This is a genomic window from Hydrogenophaga sp. L310, from assembly GCF_055703065.1.
Map to the genome: position 1 here is coordinate 265,866 of NZ_JBVPZA010000001.1, position 18,625 is coordinate 284,490.

An 18,625-nucleotide genomic window follows, 5' to 3' on the forward strand; every position below is an offset into this window, starting at 1 on the left:
CCTGCACATTGCGGTGATTGTGTCGCTTGCAGGGCGTTCTGGGCCGGCTCCTCGGTACACTTGCCGGTTGAGCTTACCGATTCTGATTTCCTGAAAGTTGTCCATGCCAGCCTATAAACGCATCCTTCTTAAATTGTCGGGTGAAGCCCTGATGGGCGACGATGCATTCGGTATCAACCGCGCCACCATTGTTCGCATGGTGGAAGAGATCGCTGAAGTCACGCGCCTCGGCGTGGAGGTGGCCATCGTCATCGGTGGAGGCAACATTTTCCGTGGCGTGGCGGGTGGCTCGGTGGGGATGGACCGGGCCACGGCCGACTACATGGGCATGCTGGCCACGGTCATGAACTCGCTGGCACTGGCCGACACCATGGAAAAGGCCGGCCTGGTGGCGCGAGTCATGTCGGCCATCGCGATCGAGCAGGTGGTCGAGCCCTACGTTCGCCCCAAGGCGCTGCAGTACCTCGAAGAGGGCAAGGTGGTTGTTTTTGCTGCCGGCACCGGCAATCCGTTTTTCACCACCGACACAGCCGCCGCCCTGCGTGGCGCTGAAATCGGTGCCGAGATCGTGCTCAAGGCCACCAAGGTGGACGGTGTCTACAGCGCCGATCCGAACAAGGACCCGAGCGCCACTCGCTACACGGCGCTGACCTTTGACGAAGCCATGGCCAAGAACCTCCAGGTGATGGACGCCACGGCCTTTGCGCTGTGCCGAGACCAGAAACTGCCCGTCAAGGTGTTTTCGATTTTCAAGCCGGGCGCCCTGCGCAATGTGGTGCTCGGTGGCGACGAGGGCACCCTGGTCCACGTCTGACGTCCACTGATTCACCGAAACCTGTCGAATTGAGGAGCATTCATGAGCATTGCTGAAGTCCGCCAAACCGCCGAACACAAGATGCAGCAGTCGGTGGAATCGTTCAAGAGCAACCTGGCCAAGGTGCGCACGGGACGACCCAACCCCCAGCTGCTGGACACGGTGCATGTGGATTACTACGGATCCATGTTGCCTCTGTCGCAAGTGGCCAACCTCACACTGCTCGATGCCCGCACGATCGGTGTGGCGCCTTGGGAAAAGGGCATGGGCGCGAAGATCGAAAAAGCCATCCGCGAATCCGACCTGGGACTGAACCCTTCCAGCCAGGGTGACCTGATCCGCGTGCCCATGCCACCCATGACCGAAGAGCGCCGCAAGGAGCTGACCAAGGTCGTGCGCGGTGAAGGCGAGTCGGCCAAGGTGGCGATCCGCAACCTGCGACGTGACGCCAACGAACATGTCAAGAAGCTGGTCAAGGACAAGCTGGCGTCGGAAGACGATGAGCGCCGTTCGACGGACGACATCCAGAAGCTGACCGACCGCATGATCAACGAGGTGGATCGGCTGGTTGCTTCCAAAGAGCAGGACATCATGGCGGTGTGACGCGGGTGCGTCATCCCTGCCTGTTTGCTGAACCCGAGTCTTGATGGCCGATTTTTTGCCTGCCGATCCGAAAACACCTGACACCGTGCCGCGCCATGTGGCCATCGTGATGGATGGCAATGGTCGTTGGGCCCAGCGCCGCCATCTGCCGCGGGTGGCCGGGCACAAACAAGGGGTCGATGCGCTGCGCAACACGGTCCGGGCCTGCCTGGAGCGGGGCGTTCAGGTGCTCACGGTTTTTGCCTTCTCCTCCGAGAACTGGAGCCGTCCTGTGGACGAGGTGTCCGGACTGATGGATCTGCTGGTCATGGCGTTGTCGCGCGAGGTACCCAAGCTGACCAAGAACGGTGTGCGCCTGTATTTTCCGGGCGATCGCAGCGGGCTTTCGCCCCGGGTGGTTCAAGGTCTTCAGCGTGCTCAGGACGCCACCGCCCACAACCAGCGCATGGTGCTCAATGTCTGTTTCAACTACGGCGGACGCTGGGACATTGCGCAGGCGGCGCGCCGCCTGGCGGCCGAGGGGCGCGAGATCACCGAAGCCAGCCTGTGCGAAACCACGGCGCTCGCCCATTCGGGGGATCCGGACTTGCTGATCCGAACGGGCGGCGAGATGCGGATCAGCAACTTCCTGTTGTGGCAAGCCGCGTACACCGAGCTTTTTTTCACGTCCTGCCTGTGGCCCGACTTTGATGCGGCGGAGCTGGACCGCGCTTTCGCCGACTACGCCGGCCGTGAGCGCCGCTTCGGTCAGACATCCGATCAGCTGGAAAAGAACCCGCCTGACAAGGCCAAAGTCGGACCCTACCATGCTTAAACAGCGCATCATCACCGCGCTGCTCTTGATGGCGGTCTTGTTGCCCGCCTTGTTCTATCCGTCCAGCGAGCCTTTTGTGCTGCTGTCGCTGCTGCTCATCGTTGCAGCTGGCTGGGAGTGGGCGCGGCTGAATGCCTGTGCGCCGGTCATGGCCAAAGCGGTGGGTCTCGTCCTGGGGCTGGTGTTGCTGGCGTTCTGGCTGCTGGGTGGGCTGGACCAGACCTGGCGGTCGGTCTGGCTGCTGTCTTCCATGGCCTGGGTGGGTCTGGCGGTGGTGATGCTGCGGCGCGGTGTGGCCGGATGGAGTGCATGGCCTGCGGCGATCCGGTTGGGGCTGGGGTTGCTGTTGCTGGCCTGTGCCTGGCTGGCGCTGGTGCAGGCGCGTCAGCTGGGCCTGGGTTTCTTGCTCTCGGTTTTGAGCCTCGTCTGGATGGCGGATATCGCGGCGTACGCCGGCGGGCGTGCGTTCGGGCGCCGCAAGCTGGCACCGACACTGAGTCCCGGCAAGAGCTGGGAAGGTGCTGTCAGCGGTCTGGTGGGCGTTCTGTTGCTCGGACTCGGATGGCTCTGGTTTGATCGGCTCGGTCTGACCGATCAGCCCAGCCTGTTCACCCGTTTGCAGGAGCGCGGCGAGCTGCTTGCGTGGTTGGCCGTGATCGGTCTGTCCGCCATGAGCGTGGTGGGGGATCTGTTGGAATCACTGGTCAAACGCAGCGCAGGCATGAAAGATTCCAGCCAGCTGCTGCCGGGGCACGGCGGTGTGCTGGACCGGGTGGACGCTTTGTTGCCCGTACTGCCACTGGCCATGATGCTGGTCACCCTCTGAACACCATGACATCCCTTCGACAGAACGTCACCATTCTCGGTTCGACCGGATCGATCGGCACCAGCACGCTGGATGTGATCGCACGCCATCCCGACCGCTACCGGGTGTTTGCCCTCACTGCGGCCACACAGGTGGAGATGTTGCTTCAACAGTGCCAGGCTTTTTCCCCGCGCTACGCCGTGATGGCCAGCGCGTCCCATGCCGCGCAACTGGCCGCGCGCGTGAAAGAGCTGGGCTTGCCGGTCCAGGTGCTGGCGGGCGAGCGCGCTCTGTGTGAAGTCAGTTCCGACCCCGACGTGCACGCCGTGATGGCGGCGATTGTGGGGGCGGCCGGGCTGGCCCCCAGCCTCGCCGCCGCGCAGGCTGGCAAGAAACTCCTTCTGGCCAACAAGGAAGCCCTGGTGGTGGGCGGTGAACTGTTCATGCGGGCGGTGCGCGAGGGTGGTGCCACTTTGTTGCCCATCGACAGCGAACACTCGGCCGTGTTCCAGTCGCTGCCCGAAGATTCGGCCACATGGGAGCGCCGGGTGGAGAAGATCGTGCTCACGGCTTCCGGCGGGCCGTTCCGCCAGCGTGATCCGCAAACCCTTCATCTGGTGACGCCCGAAGAGGCTTGCGCCCACCCCAACTGGGTCATGGGACGCAAGATCTCGGTGGACTCGGCCACCATGATGAACAAGGCGCTGGAGGTGATCGAGGCACGCTACCTGTTCGGTCTGGCGCCAGCGCAGATCGAGGTGGTGATCCATCCGCAGAGCGTGATCCACTCCATGGTGCAGTACCATGACCGTTCGGTGGTGGCCCAGCTGGGCACGCCCGATATGCGCGTACCGATTGCCTATGGACTTGCCTGGCCCGAGCGCATCGTGTCGGGTGCGGCGGCGCTCGATTTTTCGACCCTGGGCGCGCTCAGTTTCGAAAAGCCGGACGACGAGCGTTTCCCGGGGTTGCGACTGGCCTGGGAGTCTCTGGCCGGTCCGGTCGGCACCACCGCCGTGCTCAACGCGGCCAACGAGGTGGCCGTGGCCGCGTTTCTCGACCGGCGACTGCGTTTTGACCAGATTCACGCGGTCAACCATGCAACTTTGGGCGCCATGAGCTCCTCCAAGCCGGTGGGCCTGGGCGATCTGATGGCCATCGATGCCGAGGCACGCGCAGTGGCTGGCACGGTGGTTGCGCGTTGCGCGGCCTGACCGGAGTTCCTGACGGTCGCGGACACCGGCGGTCGGTGTCTCCCTGAACAAGCTTGTCCCCGTCATTGCAGGACCCTCCCCATGTTGACCCTGATCGCTTTTGTGGTGGCCCTCGGCCTGCTGATCACCGTGCACGAATACGGGCACTACCGGGTGGCGGTGGCCTGTGGCGTGAAGGTGCTTCGTTTCTCGGTCGGTTTCGGCAAACCCCTGCTGCGTTGGCAGCGCAAGGGCAGCCCCACCGAGTTTGTGCTGTGTGCGCTGCCTCTGGGCGGTTATGTGCGCATGCTGGACGAGCGCGAAGCGCCGGTGGATGCCGCCGAAAAGCACCTTGCGTTCAACACCCAGCCGCTGAAATCGCGCGCCGCCATCGTGGCAGCTGGGCCTGTGGCCAACCTGTTGCTCGCCGTGGTGCTGTACGCGGTGGTGAACTGGTCGGGCGTGGATGAGCCCAAGCCGGTGCTGGCGGCACCGGTGGCCGGTTCACTGGCGCAACAGGCGGGGCTGCAAGGCGGGGAGTGGGTGTCTCAAGTCGGCGCAGGCGCCGATTCGGAGCCGGTGGCTGTGCTGTCGTTTGAAGACCTGCGCTGGCGATTGACCCAGGCCGCACTGTCGGGCGAGGACATGACGCTGTGGGTGGCGCGCGAAGAGGGTGACCCTGCGCGTGCCATCACCTTGCCCTTGAGCACGCTGGACGTGCGCGAAGCCGACGCGAGCCTGTTCCGGCGCATCGGCATCCTGGCGCCCTGGACCGCACCGCAGTTGGGCGATCTGCTGCCAGGCGGAGCAGGTGAAGCCGCCGGCTTGCGAGCGGGCGATCTGGTCTTGCAGGTGGACGGACGGCCCGTGGCCGATGGTCAAAGCCTCCGGACCCTGATTCGCGAAGCGGTGGGGCCGCAAGGCGAGCCTCGGGTGCAGCAGTGGCTGCTGCAGCGGGGCGCCGAACGCCTGACCTTGCCCGTGCAGCCGAAACCCGAGCAGCACGAAGGGGTCTGGGTCGGGCGTATTGGGGCCTATGTGGGCGCAGCGCCCGCCATGACCCTGGTGCGTCATGGTCCGGTGGACGGGCTGTGGCTGGGCGCCGTGCGCACCTGGGAGGTTTCCTGGCTCACGCTCAAGATGATGGGGCGCATGGTGATCGGAGAGGCTTCGATCAAGAACCTCAGCGGCCCCTTGACGATCGCCGACTACGCGGGCAAGTCGGCCAGCCTGGGCCTGACGTCCTATCTGCTTTTTCTGGCGCTGATCAGCGTCAGCCTGGGGGTGCTCAACCTGCTGCCGCTGCCGGTCCTCGATGGAGGGCACCTGATGTATTATCTTTGGGAGGGTGTGACTGGACGTCGTGTGTCAGACGTCTGGATGGAGCGCCTGCAGCGCGGTGGTGTTGCGATTCTTTTGGCGTTGATGTCCGTCGCCTTGTTCAATGATGTGGCCCGCTTGGCTGGCTGAACGTTCTTCCTCATGAAAATAATCACAAACAGACTGCGTGGCCTGTCGTTCACGGCGGCTGCATCCCTCCTTCTGACGGCATTGCCGGCATGGGCCGTGGATCCCTTCACTTTGCGAGACATTCGCGTCGAGGGCCTGCAGCGTGTGGAGCCCGGCACCGTGTTCGCCTCGTTGCCGTTCCGGATCGGTGAACAATACAACGATGAAAAGGGCTCCACGGCGATCCGCTCGCTGTTTGGTCTGGGCCTTTTCAGCGACGTTCGACTGCAGGTCAATGGTGATGTGCTGGTGGTGATCGTCGAGGAACGCCCCACGGTGGCCGATGTGAGTTTCTCCGGCATCAAGGAGTTTGATGCCGAGGTGCTCAAGAAATCCCTGCGCGATGTCGGTCTGGCTGAAGGACGGCCTTTTGACAAGGCGCTGGCCGATCGTGCCGAGCAGGAACTCAAGCGCCAGTACATCAACCGCAGCATGTACGCCGCACAGGTGGCCACCACGGTCACGCCGGGTGAGCGCAACCGGGTCAACCTGAACTTCAGCGTGATCGAGGGCGATGTGGCCAAGATCAAGGACATCCGCATCGTCGGCAACCAGGCCTTCAGCGAGGCCACCCTGCGCAACCTGTTTGACCTGGATACCGGTGGCTGGCTGAGCTGGTACACCAAGTCCGACCGCTACTCGCGCGCCAAGCTCAATGCCGACCTCGAGAACCTGCGTTCGCATTACCTGACGCGCGGGTACCTGGAGTTTCGGGTCGACTCGACCCAGGTGGCCATCTCGCCCGACAAGCAGGACATGTCGGTCACCATCAACATCACCGAAGGCAATCGCTTCGTGGTGTCTTCGGTGGCCTTGGAGGGTGAATACCTGGGCAAGGAGGACGAGTTCAAGTCGCTGGTGACCCTGAAGGTCGGCGAGGCCTACAACGCCGAGGACGTGAGTCGCACGGTCAAGGCGTTCACCGACTATTTTGGTGGGTTTGGCTACGCTTTCGCACAGGTGGAGGCTGCCCCCGAGATCGACCGCGTCAACAACCGGGTGGCCTTCGTGTTGCGTGCCCAGCCCTCGCGCCGCGTTTACGTGCGCCGCATCAACGTGGAAGGCAACAACCGCACGCGCGACGAAGTCATCCGCCGCGAGTTCCGCCAGCTCGAATCGGCCTGGTACGACAGCGACCGCATCCGCCTGTCGCGCGACCGGGTGGACCGTCTGGGTTTCTTCACAGAAGTCGGCATCGATACCGAACCCGTGCCTGGCACCAATGACCAGGTGGACCTGACAGTGAGCGTTGCAGAAAAGCCCACCGGCAACCTGTCCATCGGCGCCGGCTATTCCCAGGCTGACAAGTTGTCGTTCCTCGCCAGCATCAAGCAGGAGAACGTGTTCGGCAGCGGCAACTACCTCGGCCTGGACCTCAACACCAGTGAGTTCAACCGCCAGTTCGTGCTGAGCACCACCAATCCGTATTTCACGGCGGACGGCATTTCACGCACCTTTGACCTGTATTACAAGACCACACGTCCCTACGACGCACAAGGTGGTGACTACCAAATTTCGACTCCCGGCGTGGGGGTGCGCTTTGGCGTGCCGTTCACCGAGCGCGACACCGTGTTTTTCGGCCTTGGTGCGGAGCGTGTGAAGGTGGAGGAGGGTGATCAGTTGCCCGAAGCCTACCGCGACCAAGGGGGCACCTACCTGCCAGCCACCATCGGCTGGGCACGCGACGAACGCGACAGTGCGCTCGTACCGTCCGAAGGCCGTCTGCAGCGTATCAATACCGAGTTTGGTCTGGGCAGCGACAAGCGCTATGTCAAGCTGAGCTACCAGTTTCAGCAGTACGTTCCCTTGACGCGGCAGTACACGATGGCCTTCAACACCGAACTGGGTGTCGGCAAAGGCATGGGTGGCAAGCCTTATCCAGTGCTGCGCAACTTCTACGGTGGCGGTCTCGGTTCGGTCCGCGGCTTCGAGCAAGGTACCCTGGGCCCCACATCGGCGGTCATCGGCTCAACCACGGGTGAGACCGTCAACATCGGTGGTGCGCGCAATTTTGTGGCCAATCTCGAGTTCATCGCTCCGTTCCCCGGTGCGGGCAACGACCGCACCTTGCGCTGGTTCGGCTTTGTCGACGTGGGCAATGTGTTTGGCGAATCGCAGAAAGTGGACTTTGGCGAAATGCGGGCCTCTGTTGGCGTGGGCCTGAGCTGGATTTCACCCATTGGCCCACTGCGTTTCGCCTATGCCAACCCGGTGCGCAAGTTCGACGGGGATAGAATCCAGAAATTCCAGTTTCAGATCGGAACGTCCTTTTGATGAACAAGTTTCCTCGCCTCTTTTTGCATGGGTTGCTCTCGGTGCTCCTGATGGCTGCCGCAGGGACGTCTGTGTCTGCTCAAGAAGTTCGGATCGGCGCGGTCAACCTGGACTCGATTGTGCGGGACTCGGCGTTGGCCAAATCTCTGACGGCGAAACTGGAACAGGATTTCTCGCCGCGTGAGAAAGAGCTTCAAGCCCTGGGTGTCCAGCTCAAGAGCTCATCTGAAAAGTTTGAACGTGAGGCACCGACGTTGCCCGAAGCGCAGCGGATCACCCGCCAGCGTCAGCTGGTCGAGCAGGATCGCGAATTCCAGCGCAAGCAGCGGGAGTTTCAGGAAGACCTGGCCCTCCGGAAGAGTGAAGCCCTTCAACAAGTGGTTGATCGGGCCAACCGCGCGCTCAAGAAGGTCGCCGAGGCGGAAAAATACGACCTGATCATTCAGGACGCCGCCTATATCAACCCGAAGCTCGACATCACGGCCAAGGTGATTGATGCTTTGAACAACGCCAAATAAGGCGTTGCGGGTTTGACGTGTCCAGATCCCTGGGGTCTATTGTTGAGGCCCTGGGTGGTCAGTTACAGGGCGACGCCCAAGCACTCATCCAGCGTCTGGCACCACTGTCCACTGCGGGTTCGCACGACCTCGCGTTCGTGGCCCAGGTCCGCTACGCCAGCCAGATCGAGACCACCCGCGCATCGGCGCTGATCGTTCCACCGGCCTTGCAGGCCGTCGCGGCCCTTCGTGGCGCCTGCATCGTGACGGACGATCCCTACCTCTACTTTGCCCGCCTGACCCAGTGGTGGCGCGCGCAGCACGAGCCCCGACCCGAACCCCGGATCGATCCGCTGGCCAGCATCCACCCTGACGCCTTGATCGGCGAGGGCGTGGACATCGCCGCTTTCGTGACCGTCGGACCCGGTGCCCGCATCGGTGCCGGTGCGCGTCTGGGCTCACACACGGTGATCGGCGCGGGAGCCGTGGTCGGGGCCCACTCACTGCTGCACCCGCGCGTGACCCTGGGCGAGCGCTGCAGCGTGGGTGAACGCTGCGTGCTGCACCCGGGCGTGGTGATCGGTGCCGACGGATTCGGTTTTGCGCCGCACCGGGGTCAGTGGGTCAAGATCGAGCAGTTGGGCGCTGTGCGCATCGGCAACGACGTCGAGATCGGGGCCAACACCTGCATCGACCGTGGCGCGCTGGATGACACGGTCATCGAAGACGGCGTCAAGCTCGACAACCTGATCCAGATCGGCCACAACGTGCACATCGGAGCGCACTCGGCCATGGCCGGTTGCGTGGGGGTGGCGGGCAGTGCCACCATCGGGGCCCACTGCACCGTGGGCGGCGGAGCGGTGGTGCTGGGGCATCTGACCCTGGCCGATGGTGTGAACATCTCGGCCGCTTCCGTGGTGACACGCTCCATTTCCAAGCCTGGTCACTACACCGGCATGTTTCCGATCGACGACAATGCGAGCTGGGAAAAGAATGCCGCCTCCCTCAAACAACTCAACCGCCTGCGCGAACGGCTCAAGGCCGTGGAGCAGGCCATCGAACAAGCTACGAAAAGCACGCTCAAGCCATGATGGACATCCACCAGATTCTCAAGAAGTTGCCACACCGTTATCCGTTCCTGCTGGTGGACCGTGTGCTCGAACTCGAACCGGGCAAGCGCATCAAGGCGCTGAAGAATGTGACCATGAACGAGCCCTTTTTTGAAGGGCACTTTCCGCACCGGCCTGTGATGCCCGGTGTGCTCATGCTCGAAGCCATGGCGCAGGCGGCCGCCTTGCTGGCATTCGAGGTGGTGGGTTCGGTTCCCGATGAGAAGTCGGTCTATTACTTCGCCGGCATCGACGCTGCGCGCTTCAAGCGCCCAGTTGAACCCGGTGACCAGCTGATCATGGACGTGACGCTGGAGCGCATGAAGGCCGGCATCTTCAAGTTCAAGGGTGTGTGCACCGTGGACGGCAAGATGGTCTGCGAAGCCGAGTTGATGTGCACCATGCGCACCGTCGCCTGATCGCAGCGGAGATCAGTTCGTGACACAGATTCATGCCACGGCGCTGGTGGACCCGGCTGCCGAGATCGATGGCACGGTCAGCATCGGTCCTTACACCGTCATCGGCCCGCATGTGAAGATCGGTGCTGGCACCACGGTGGGCGCTCATTGCGTCATCGACGGGCGTACCACCATCGGCCGGGACAACCGCATTTTCCAGTTCAACTCGCTGGGCGCGGTCCCGCAGGACAAAAAGTACGTCGGCGAGCCCACCGAGCTGACCATCGGCGACCGCAACACCATCCGCGAGTTCTGCACCTTCAACCTGGGCGTGCCTGGTGCGGGTGGCGTGACCAGTGTCGGCAATGACAACTGGATCATGGCCTACACCCACATCGCCCACGACTGCCACGTCGACAACCACACGACCCTGGCGAACAACACCACGCTGGCCGGGCACGTGCACCTGGCCGACTGGGTCACGGTGGGCGGCCTCACCGGCATTCACCAGTTCGTGTCGGTGGGCGCACACGCCATGATCGGCTTCGCCAGCGCGGTGTCGCAGGACGTGCCGCCTTTCATGCTGGTGGATGGCAATCCGCTGGCAGTGCGCGGCTTCAACGTCGTGGGTCTGCGTCGCCGCGGCTTCACGCCCGAGCGGGTTGCCGCCGTCAAACAGATGCACAAGCTGCTGTACCGCCAGGGCCTCACCCTGGAGCAGTCACGCAGTGGCATCGAGGCACTGGCCAGTGGCATGCCCGAGGCTGCCGCCGAAGTGGACATGATGAACCGCTTCCTCGCCTCTGCGACCCGCGGCATTGCCCGCTGACGGTTTGCCGGCCCCCTACATGGAAGTGCAACGCCGGTTTGCGATGGTGGCTGGCGAGACGTCCGGCGATCTGCTCGCCGGCCTGCTGTTGCAGAGCATGCGCCAGCGCTGGCCCGATCTGGTGGCGGCCGGCATCGGAGGCCCGCGCATGGTCGAGCAGGGGTTTGACGCCTGGTGGCCCAGCGACAGGCTGGCCGTTCGGGGCTACCTGGAGGTGCTGCCCAAGCTGCTGGGTATTCTGCGCATCCGTAAACGCTTGCGCGAGCGCCTGCTGGCACAGCCGCCAGCGCTGTTCATCGGCGTGGACGCACCCGATTTCAATTTCGGACTGGAAGCCGACCTCAAGGCCGCGGGTGTCCGCACCGTGCATTTCGTCTGCCCCTCCTTCTGGGCCTGGCGGCCTGAGAAGATCGAGAAGGTGCGGCGCGGGGTCGACCATGTGCTGTGCATTTTTCCGTTTGAGCCAGCTTTGTTGGCAGAGCATGGCATCGCTTCCACCTACGTGGGCCATCCGATTGCACATGTGATCCCCATGGAACCCGATCGCGCGGCTGCCCGGCGCCAGCTGGGCTTGCGCGACGAGGACCGCGTGGTGGCGATTCTCCCGGGCAGCCGTGCCTCTGAGGTGCAGTACCTTGCAGCGCGTTTTTTTGCCGCCGCAGCCTTGATGCTCAAAGCCCGGTCGGACCTGCGTTTTGTCGTGCCAGCGGTGCCTGCGCTGCGCGTACGCATCGCCCAGCTGGCGGCGGCCAGCGGTCTGGGTGACGCGCTGAGCCTTGTCGACGGTCAGTCGCACGCCGTGCTGGCCGCCTGCGATGTCACGCTGATCGCCAGCGGCACCGCCACCCTGGAAGCTGCCCTCTTCAAGCGGCCGATGGTCATCGCCTACAACATGAACCGCCTGTCCTGGCACATCATGCGCCGCAAACAACTGCAGCCCTGGGTGGGTCTGCCGAACATCCTGTGCGGTGAATTTGTCGTGCCCGAGCTGCTGCAGGACGCCGCAACACCCGAGGCACTGGCCCGCGCCACGCTGGACTGGCTGGACGCTCCCGACAAAGTCACCGCCTTGCAGGCGCGATTCGCTGAATTGCATCAAACCTTGCGCCGTGACACCGCCCAACTCGCCACCGATGCGATCGAAAAAGTTCTTCAAGGCTGAACAGGCCGCACTGGTCTGGGACGCGCCCGGCCTGGTGGCCGGCGTGGACGAGGCCGGGCGCGGCCCGCTGGCCGGTCCGGTGGTGGCCGCGGCCGTGATCCTGGACGAACGCAAACCCATCAGGGGCCTGGCCGACTCCAAGCAGCTCACCGCCAAAAGGCGGGAAAAGCTCTACGACGAGATCCGCGCCAAGGCGCTGTGTTGCAGCGTCGCGATGGCCTCGGTGGAAGAGATCGACCGCCTGAACATCCTGCAGGCCACCATGCTCGCCATGCAGCGCGCGGTGCAGGGGCTGCGCCTGAAGCCGAACAAGGTGCTGGTCGATGGCAACCGCCTGCCGGCGCTGGACGTGCTGGCCGAAGCCATCGTCTCGGGCGATGCCCTGATTCCGGCCATTTCTGCGGCCTCGATCCTGGCCAAAGTGACCCGGGACCGGTTGCTGGAAGATCTGCACCTGCGGCACCCGGAATACGGGTTCGACCGACACAAAGGCTACGGCACGGTGGTCCACCTGCAGGCCCTTCAAACCCACGGCGCCTTGCCCGAGCACCGCCGCTCCTTTGCACCGGTCGCGCGCGTGCTGACCGCCGCTCAAGCCAAACCATGAACGTTCCCACCACCATCACCTCACGCGACAACCCGCTGCTCAAGCGCCTGCGGCTGCTCGTGCAGGACAGCACGGCCTACCGCAAACAGGGCCAGGTGTGGCTGGAAGGTGATCATCTCTGCCGAGCGCTTCTGGCCCGTGGACACAGGCCGGCCACCGCGGTTTTTTCCGAGACGTTCTGGCCCCAGGCGCCGCACGATCTGCGCGATGCGGCGGACCACATCGTCACCGTTCCCGACGCGCTGATGGCCGGCATCAGCGGTCTCGAGTCGCCGGCGGGTGTGGGGTTTGTCTGGGATCTGCCCCAAGCGGCCGTGTTGCAGAGCGGCGCCGCAGCGGTGGTGCTGGACCGGTTGCAGGATGCGGGCAACGTGGGCTCCATCCTGCGCAGCGCAGCGGCCATGGGCTTTGCCCAGGTGCTGGCGCTCAAGGGCACGGCGGCGCTGTGGTCGCCCAAGGTGTTGCGCGCCGGCATGGGGGCCCACTTTGGCCTGCACCTGGTGGAAGGGCTGTCGGTGGACGATCTGGCCGGCCTGTCGGTACCGCTGCTGGTGACCAGCTCGCACAAGGGCGATTTCCTGCACCAGGCCAGGTTGCCCTGGCCCTGTGCCTGGGTGCTCGGGCACGAAGGGCAGGGCGTGAGCCCGGCTCTGGAAGCGCTCGCAACGCAAAAGGTGCGTATCGCCCAGCCGGGCGGCGAAGAGTCGCTCAACGTGGCGGCGGCTGCGGCGATCTGCCTGCATGCCAGCGCGGCCGGGCGTTGAAACCGGGTTACCCGCCTGCACGAGCCCTGAAACATGCCCGTTTTCGGGGCGTGGTGAGTCGGATCGCAGAGGGTGAGCGGCTATAATTCCGGGGTTTACCCGCAATCGACGCAACCCGCTGCGTCCGCCCCGGCTTCCTGCCCAGGTTCCCCGTCCTTTCCCCCGGCTGCGACCCGTTCGCGGCGCTCCGGGAGCGGGCGCGAATCTTCCCCGGTTGATTCCCATGGCGGGCGCGGTTGCGTCCAAAAAATCTCTGGAGAAAACCGTGCTTCCCGTCCATCCGAAAGCCCTTCTCGCGCTCGCCGACGGCACGGTCTTTACAGGCATTTCCATCGGTGCTACCGGCCAGACTTCGGGCGAAGTGGTGTTCAACACCTCGCTCACCGGCTACCAGGAAATCCTGACCGATCCGAGCTATTGCCAGCAAATCGTCACGCTGACCTACCCACACATCGGCAACACCGGTGTGAACCGTGAAGACGTGGAGGCCTCGCGCATCCACGCCGCTGGCCTGATCATCAAAGACCTGCCCCTGCTCGCGTCCAACTTCCGCAGCACCGAGACCCTGTCCGAATACCTGCAGCGCGAAGGCACCGTCGCCATCGCCGATCTGGACACGCGCGCGCTCACGCGCCGCCTGCGCACCCACGGCGCGCAGAACGGTTGCATCGTGGCGCTGGCCGCTGGTGAAGCCCTGACCGAGGCGCACCGCGCCCAGGCCATCGCTGCCGCCAAGGCAGCGCCCAACATGGCGGGCCAGGATCTGGCCAAGGTCGTGTCGGCCGAAGCGCCCTACGCCTGGACGCAGACCGAGTGGCAACTCGGTTTCGGCTACGGCGAGCAGATCGCGCCGAAGTTCCACGTCGTCGCCTACGACTTCGGCGTCAAGCACAACATCCTGCGCATGTTGGCTCAGCGTGGCTGCAAGATCACCGTCGTGCCAGCGCAGACGCCCGCGGCCGACGTGTTCAAGCTCAAGCCCAGCGGCGTGTTCCTGTCCAACGGACCCGGCGACCCGGAACCCTGCGACTACGCGATCGCCGCCACGCGCGAGATCATCGAGAGCGGCGTGCCCACTTTCGGCATCTGCCTCGGGCATCAGATCATGGCGTTGGCCAGTGGCGCGAAGACCTTCAAGATGAAGTTCGGCCACCACGGCGCCAACCATCCGGTGAAGGACCTGGACAGCGGTCGCGTGAGCATCACCAGCCAGAACCACGGTTTTGCGGTAGATGAGAAAGACCTGCCGGCCAACCTGCGTGCCACCCACGTGAGCCTGTTCGACGGCACGCTGCAAGGCCTGGCACGCACCGACCAACCGGCTTTCTGCTTCCAGGGCCACCCGGAAGCCTCACCCGGTCCGCACGACATCGGCTATTTGTTCGACCGGTTCATTGCGCTCATGCAACAGCGTGTGGCCGCCTGATTCCCACCAAGGTCCTTCCATGAAGCTCTTCAGTTTTCCGGTGTTTGCGGTGGAGAAGGCGATAGCCAAGCGCATGCTGACGCTGGCGGCGCCGCACAAGGACTGGTTTGCCCAGCGCTGGGCGCAGAAGCCCTACCGCAAGGCCTTCGTGGAGAACAAGGCCATGCCGCTGGTGACGCTGCTGGCCAAGGGCAAGACCTGGGACGACGAGACCTTCAACACCGAGATGGCCGCCTGGGACGCGCTGTTCTTCCCGGCCGAAATCGAGGTGTTGCGTCCGATGATCGAAGGCGACGGCCTGCTGCAGCTGATGCAGAAAAACGTGCCTGCCGAACGCGTGCAGGCGCTGCTGAACAAACTGGAAACCCAGCGCCAGGCTTGAGCCTGCGCAACAAGACACAAGCGAACCATGCCCAAAAGAACAGACATCCAGACCGTCCTCATCATCGGCGCCGGCCCGATCATCATCGGCCAGGCCTGCGAGTTCGACTACTCCGGCGTGCAGGCATGCAAGGCGCTGCGCGAAGAGGGCTACAAGGTCGTGCTGATCAACAGCAACCCGGCCACGATCATGACCGACCCGGCCACGGCCGACGTCACCTACATCGAACCCATCACCTGGCAGACGGTGGAGAAAATCATCGCCAAGGAGCGCCCGCTCACCAGCGGTGGTTTCGCCATCCTGCCGACCATGGGTGGCCAGACGGCGCTGAACTGCGCGCTCGACCTGTGGCACCACGGTGTGCTGGACAAGTACGACGTGGAGCTGATCGGCGCCACACCCGAAGCCATCGACAAGGCCGAAGACCGCCTCAAGTTCAAGGACGCCATGACCAAGATTGGTCTGGGTTCTGCGCGCTCAGGCATCGCCCACAGCATGGAAGAAGCCTGGACGGTACAGAAGACCGTGGGGTTCCCGGTCGTGATCCGCCCGAGCTTCACGCTCGGTGGCACCGGTGGTGGCATCGCCTACAACCCGGAAGAGTTCGAGACCATCTGCAAACGCGGCCTGGAAGCTTCGCCCACCAACGAGCTGCTGATCGAAGAATCGCTGCTCGGCTGGAAAGAGTACGAGATGGAAGTGGTGCGCGACAAGGCGGACAACTGCATCATCATCTGCTCGATCGAGAACCTGGACCCGATGGGCGTGCACACCGGTGACTCGATCACCGTGGCCCCGGCCCAGACACTGACCGACAAGGAATACCAGATCCTGCGCAATGCCTCGCTGGCCGTGCTGCGCGAGATCGGTGTGGACACCGGCGGCTCCAACGTGCAGTTTTCCATCAACCCGGCCGACGGCCGCATGGTGGTGATCGAGATGAACCCGCGCGTGTCGCGGTCATCGGCACTGGCCTCCAAGGCCACGGGCTTCCCGATCGCCAAGGTCGCGGCCAAGCTGGCCGTGGGCTACACGCTGGACGAGTTGCGCAACGAGATCACCGGCGGCGCCACACCAGCGTCCTTCGAGCCCTCGATCGATTACGTGGTGACCAAGATCCCGCGTTTCGCGTTCGAAAAATTCCCCACCGCCGACAGCCGCCTGACCACGCAGATGAAGTCGGTCGGCGAGGTCATGGCCATGGGCCGCACTTTCCAGGAGTCGTTCCAGAAAGCCCTGCGCGGCCTGGAAGTGGGCGTGGACGGCATGAACGAAAAGACCCAGGACCGCGAGATCCTGGAGCGCGAACTGGGCGAACCCGGCCCCGAGCGCATCTGGTACGTGGGCGACGCTTTTGCCGCCGGCTGGACCATCGACGAGGTGCACCACTTCACCAGGATCGACAAGTGGTTCCTGGTGCAGATCGAAGAGATCGTGAAGATCGAACTGCAACTGGAGCAAACCAGCCTGGACGCGATCGACGCCGAGACCCTGCGCGGCCTGAAGAAGAAGGGTTTCTCGGACCGCCGCCTGGCCAAGCTGCTCAAGACCAACGACGGCACCGTGCGTGCGCGCCGCATCGCGCAGAACATCCGCCCGGTCTACAAGCGCGTGGACACCTGCGCGGCCGAGTTCGCCACCGACACCGCTTACCTGTATTCGACCTACGAAGGCCACGGCGATGGCGAGTGCGAAGCCGAACCGACGAACAACAAGAAGATCATGGTGCTCGGCGGTGGCCCCAACCGCATCGGCCAGGGCATCGAGTTCGACTACTGCTGCGTGCACGCGGCGTTGGCCATGCGCGAAGACGGGTACGAGACCATCATGGTCAACTGCAACCCGGAAACCGTGTCCACCGACTACGACACTTCTGACCGCCTGTACTTCGAGCCGCTGACGCTGGAAGACGTGCTGGAAATCGTGGACAAGGAAAAACCCACCGGCGTCATCGTGCAGTACGGCGGCCAGACGCCGCTCAAGCTCGCGCTCGGTCTGGAGGCCGCGGGCGTGCCCATCATTGGCACCAGCCCTGACATGATCGACGCCGCTGAGGACCGTGAGCGCTTTCAGCAACTGCTGCACGAGCTCGGTCTGCGCCAGCCGCCCAACGCCACGGCGCGCGCCGAGCCTGAAGCGCTGGAAAAAGCCGCAGCCCTGGGCTACCCGCTGGTGGTGCGCCCGAGCTATGTGCTGGGTGGCCGCGCGATGGAAATCGTGCACGAGCAGCGCGACCTGGAGCGCTACATGCGTGAAGCGGTGAAGGTGAGCAACGATTCACCGGTGCTGCTCGACCGCTTCCTGAACGACGCCATCGAATGCGACGTGGACGCGATCCGCGACCACACCGGTCGCGTCTTCATCGGCGGTGTGATGGAGCACATCGAACAGGCCGGCGTGCACAGCGGCGATTCGGCCTGTTCGCTGCCCCCGTACTACCTCAAGCAGGCCACGGTGGACGAGCTCAAGCGCCAGACCGCGGCCATGGCACAAGGCCTGAACGTGATCGGGCTCATGAACGTGCAGTTTGCCATTCAGGAAGTGGACGGCCAGGACGTGATCTACGTGCTGGAAGTGAATCCGCGCGCTTCGCGCACGGTGCCCTTCGTCTCCAAGGCCACGGGCATCCAGCTGGCCAAGGTGGCGGCACGCTGCATGGCCGGCCAGTCGCTGGAGGACCAGGGCATCGGCGCCGAAGTGAACCCGCCATACTTCAGCGTCAAGGAGGCTGTGTTCCCGTTCGTGAAGTTCCCGGGTGTGGACACCATCCTCGGCCCCGAGATGAAGTCCACCGGCGAAGTCATGGGCGTGGGCAAGACCTTCGGCGAAGCCTTCGTCAAGAGCCAGCTGGGTGCCGGCACCAACCTGCCGCGTCCACACAAGGCCGACGGCAGCCCGTCGGGCAAGGTCTTCCTGACCGTCAAAAACGGCGACAAGCCGCGTGCGGTGGAAATTGCGCGCGCGTTGGTGGCCATGGGCTTCGAGCTGGTCGCCACGCGGGGTACCGCCGCTGCGATCGCAGCGGCCGGCGTGCCGGTGGTGACCGTGAACAAAGTGACCGAAGGCCGTCCGCACATCGTTGACATGATCAAGAACGGCGACATCAGCCTGGTCATCAACACGGTGGAAGAGCGGCGCAACGCGATCACCGATTCGCGTGCGATCCGCACCTCGTCGCTGCTGGCCCGCGTGACCACCTTCACCACCATCTTCGGAGCCGAAGCGGCGGTGGAAGGCATGAAGTACCTGGACAGCTTGGGCGTGATTTCGGTGCAGGAGATGCACGCCCAACTGGCCATCTGACGCCGCCGGGTTGCCCCGGTTGATTCCTGGATGCCCGCCGGGGCATAATGTCCCCATACACCGCCGACCGGCAACGCTCGGCGGTTTCCTTTTGTACCTTGCGGGCCGTCGGGCCTGTTTTTCCGAGACTCTGGAG

17 protein-coding genes are annotated in these 18,625 nt (G+C 64.1%); all 17 read left to right on the forward strand.

Annotated features, from left to right (window positions below; all coding sequences use genetic code 11):
• Nucleotides 1-103: 103 nt before the first annotated feature.
• The 17 genes from pyrH (at nucleotide 104) to carB (ending at nucleotide 18,489) form a co-directional block, all read left to right on the forward strand.
• Complete coding sequence (gene pyrH / locus AC0GNO_RS01330; RefSeq protein ID WP_305361062.1) at nucleotides 104-814, forward strand: UMP kinase; 711 nt, start codon at nucleotides 104-106, stop codon at nucleotides 812-814.
• A gap of 42 nt (nucleotides 815-856) precedes the next feature.
• Complete coding sequence (gene frr / locus AC0GNO_RS01335; protein WP_472887366.1) at nucleotides 857-1,417, forward strand: ribosome recycling factor; 561 nt, start codon at nucleotides 857-859, stop codon at nucleotides 1,415-1,417.
• 43 nt (nucleotides 1,418-1,460) lie between these two features.
• Nucleotides 1,461-2,231, forward strand: coding sequence for a polyprenyl diphosphate synthase (gene uppS, locus AC0GNO_RS01340; protein WP_472902679.1), 771 nt, complete (start codon nucleotides 1,461-1,463; stop codon nucleotides 2,229-2,231).
• Nucleotides 2,224-3,057, forward strand: a complete 834-nt coding sequence (locus tag AC0GNO_RS01345; RefSeq protein ID WP_472902680.1) for a phosphatidate cytidylyltransferase — start codon at nucleotides 2,224-2,226, stop codon at nucleotides 3,055-3,057. The genes uppS and AC0GNO_RS01345 overlap by 8 nt, the downstream gene beginning before the upstream one ends.
• Nucleotides 3,058-3,062: 5 nt before the next feature.
• Nucleotides 3,063-4,250, forward strand: a complete 1,188-nt coding sequence (ispC, locus tag AC0GNO_RS01350) for a 1-deoxy-D-xylulose-5-phosphate reductoisomerase (RefSeq protein WP_472887363.1) — start codon at nucleotides 3,063-3,065, stop codon at nucleotides 4,248-4,250.
• 81 nt (nucleotides 4,251-4,331) lie between these two features.
• Nucleotides 4,332-5,699: an RIP metalloprotease RseP gene (gene rseP, locus AC0GNO_RS01355; RefSeq protein WP_472902681.1), complete on the forward strand. Its 1,368-nt coding sequence runs from the start codon at nucleotides 4,332-4,334 to the stop codon at nucleotides 5,697-5,699.
• Nucleotides 5,700-5,711: 12 nt separating this feature from the next.
• Nucleotides 5,712-8,012 (forward strand): outer membrane protein assembly factor BamA, encoded by a 2,301-nt coding sequence (gene bamA / locus AC0GNO_RS01360; protein WP_472887361.1) that lies wholly within the window; start codon nucleotides 5,712-5,714, stop codon nucleotides 8,010-8,012.
• Nucleotides 8,012-8,530: an OmpH/Skp family outer membrane protein gene (locus AC0GNO_RS01365; protein ID WP_472887360.1), complete on the forward strand. Its 519-nt coding sequence runs from the start codon at nucleotides 8,012-8,014 to the stop codon at nucleotides 8,528-8,530. Before bamA ends, AC0GNO_RS01365 begins: the two co-directional genes overlap by 1 nt.
• Before the next feature lie 17 nt (nucleotides 8,531-8,547).
• Nucleotides 8,548-9,600 carry a UDP-3-O-(3-hydroxymyristoyl)glucosamine N-acyltransferase gene (lpxD, locus tag AC0GNO_RS01370; protein WP_472902682.1) on the forward strand — a complete coding sequence of 351 codons (1,053 nt, stop codon included), beginning with the start codon at nucleotides 8,548-8,550 and terminating at the stop codon, nucleotides 9,598-9,600.
• Nucleotides 9,597-10,037, forward strand: a complete 441-nt coding sequence (fabZ, locus tag AC0GNO_RS01375) for a 3-hydroxyacyl-ACP dehydratase FabZ (protein WP_177134989.1) — start codon at nucleotides 9,597-9,599, stop codon at nucleotides 10,035-10,037. The genes lpxD and fabZ overlap by 4 nt, the downstream gene beginning before the upstream one ends.
• Nucleotides 10,038-10,056: 19 nt before the next feature.
• Nucleotides 10,057-10,845, forward strand: coding sequence for an acyl-ACP--UDP-N-acetylglucosamine O-acyltransferase (gene lpxA / locus AC0GNO_RS01380; RefSeq protein WP_472902683.1), 789 nt, complete (start codon nucleotides 10,057-10,059; stop codon nucleotides 10,843-10,845).
• 19 nt (nucleotides 10,846-10,864) lie between these two features.
• On the forward strand, nucleotides 10,865-12,007 hold the full coding sequence (lpxB, locus tag AC0GNO_RS01385) for a lipid-A-disaccharide synthase (protein ID WP_472902684.1): 1,143 nt from the start codon (nucleotides 10,865-10,867) through the stop codon (nucleotides 12,005-12,007).
• Nucleotides 11,979-12,614, forward strand: a complete 636-nt coding sequence (gene rnhB, locus AC0GNO_RS01390; RefSeq protein WP_472887356.1) for a ribonuclease HII — start codon at nucleotides 11,979-11,981, stop codon at nucleotides 12,612-12,614. The genes lpxB and rnhB overlap by 29 nt, the downstream gene beginning before the upstream one ends.
• Nucleotides 12,611-13,378, forward strand: a complete 768-nt coding sequence (locus AC0GNO_RS01395; protein WP_472902685.1) for a TrmH family RNA methyltransferase — start codon at nucleotides 12,611-12,613, stop codon at nucleotides 13,376-13,378. The genes rnhB and AC0GNO_RS01395 overlap by 4 nt, the downstream gene beginning before the upstream one ends.
• Nucleotides 13,379-13,643: 265 nt before the next feature.
• The gene (carA, locus tag AC0GNO_RS01400) at nucleotides 13,644-14,804 is read left to right on the forward strand and encodes a glutamine-hydrolyzing carbamoyl-phosphate synthase small subunit (RefSeq protein ID WP_472902686.1); all 1,161 of its coding nucleotides are present in this window, start codon (nucleotides 13,644-13,646) and stop codon (nucleotides 14,802-14,804) included.
• Between the two features lie 19 nt (nucleotides 14,805-14,823).
• Nucleotides 14,824-15,186: a hypothetical protein gene (locus AC0GNO_RS01405; RefSeq protein WP_472902687.1), complete on the forward strand. Its 363-nt coding sequence runs from the start codon at nucleotides 14,824-14,826 to the stop codon at nucleotides 15,184-15,186.
• A gap of 27 nt (nucleotides 15,187-15,213) precedes the next feature.
• Nucleotides 15,214-18,489: a carbamoyl-phosphate synthase large subunit gene (gene carB, locus AC0GNO_RS01410; protein WP_472902688.1), complete on the forward strand. Its 3,276-nt coding sequence runs from the start codon at nucleotides 15,214-15,216 to the stop codon at nucleotides 18,487-18,489.
• Nucleotides 18,490-18,625 lie beyond the last annotated feature (136 nt).

Bases quoted from the DNA above. Each gene is read 5' to 3' on its own strand.
- pyrH (WP_305361062.1), top strand. From the start codon at position 104: ATGCCAGCCTATAAACGCATCCTTCTTAAATTGTCGGGTGAAGCCCTG.
- frr (WP_472887366.1), top strand. From the start codon at position 857: ATGAGCATTGCTGAAGTCCGCCAAACCGCCGAACACAAGATGCAGCAG.
- uppS (WP_472902679.1), top strand. From the start codon at position 1,461: ATGGCCGATTTTTTGCCTGCCGATCCGAAAACACCTGACACCGTGCCG.
- AC0GNO_RS01345 (WP_472902680.1), top strand. From the start codon at position 2,224: ATGCTTAAACAGCGCATCATCACCGCGCTGCTCTTGATGGCGGTCTTG.
- ispC (WP_472887363.1), top strand. From the start codon at position 3,063: ATGACATCCCTTCGACAGAACGTCACCATTCTCGGTTCGACCGGATCG.
- rseP (WP_472902681.1), top strand. From the start codon at position 4,332: ATGTTGACCCTGATCGCTTTTGTGGTGGCCCTCGGCCTGCTGATCACC.
- bamA (WP_472887361.1), top strand. From the start codon at position 5,712: ATGAAAATAATCACAAACAGACTGCGTGGCCTGTCGTTCACGGCGGCT.
- AC0GNO_RS01365 (WP_472887360.1), top strand. From the start codon at position 8,012: ATGAACAAGTTTCCTCGCCTCTTTTTGCATGGGTTGCTCTCGGTGCTC.
- fabZ (WP_177134989.1), top strand. From the start codon at position 9,597: ATGATGGACATCCACCAGATTCTCAAGAAGTTGCCACACCGTTATCCG.
- lpxB (WP_472902684.1), top strand. From the start codon at position 10,865: ATGGAAGTGCAACGCCGGTTTGCGATGGTGGCTGGCGAGACGTCCGGC.
- rnhB (WP_472887356.1), top strand. From the start codon at position 11,979: ATGCGATCGAAAAAGTTCTTCAAGGCTGAACAGGCCGCACTGGTCTGG.
- AC0GNO_RS01395 (WP_472902685.1), top strand. From the start codon at position 12,611: ATGAACGTTCCCACCACCATCACCTCACGCGACAACCCGCTGCTCAAG.
- AC0GNO_RS01405 (WP_472902687.1), top strand. From the start codon at position 14,824: ATGAAGCTCTTCAGTTTTCCGGTGTTTGCGGTGGAGAAGGCGATAGCC.
- carB (WP_472902688.1), top strand. From the start codon at position 15,214: ATGCCCAAAAGAACAGACATCCAGACCGTCCTCATCATCGGCGCCGGC.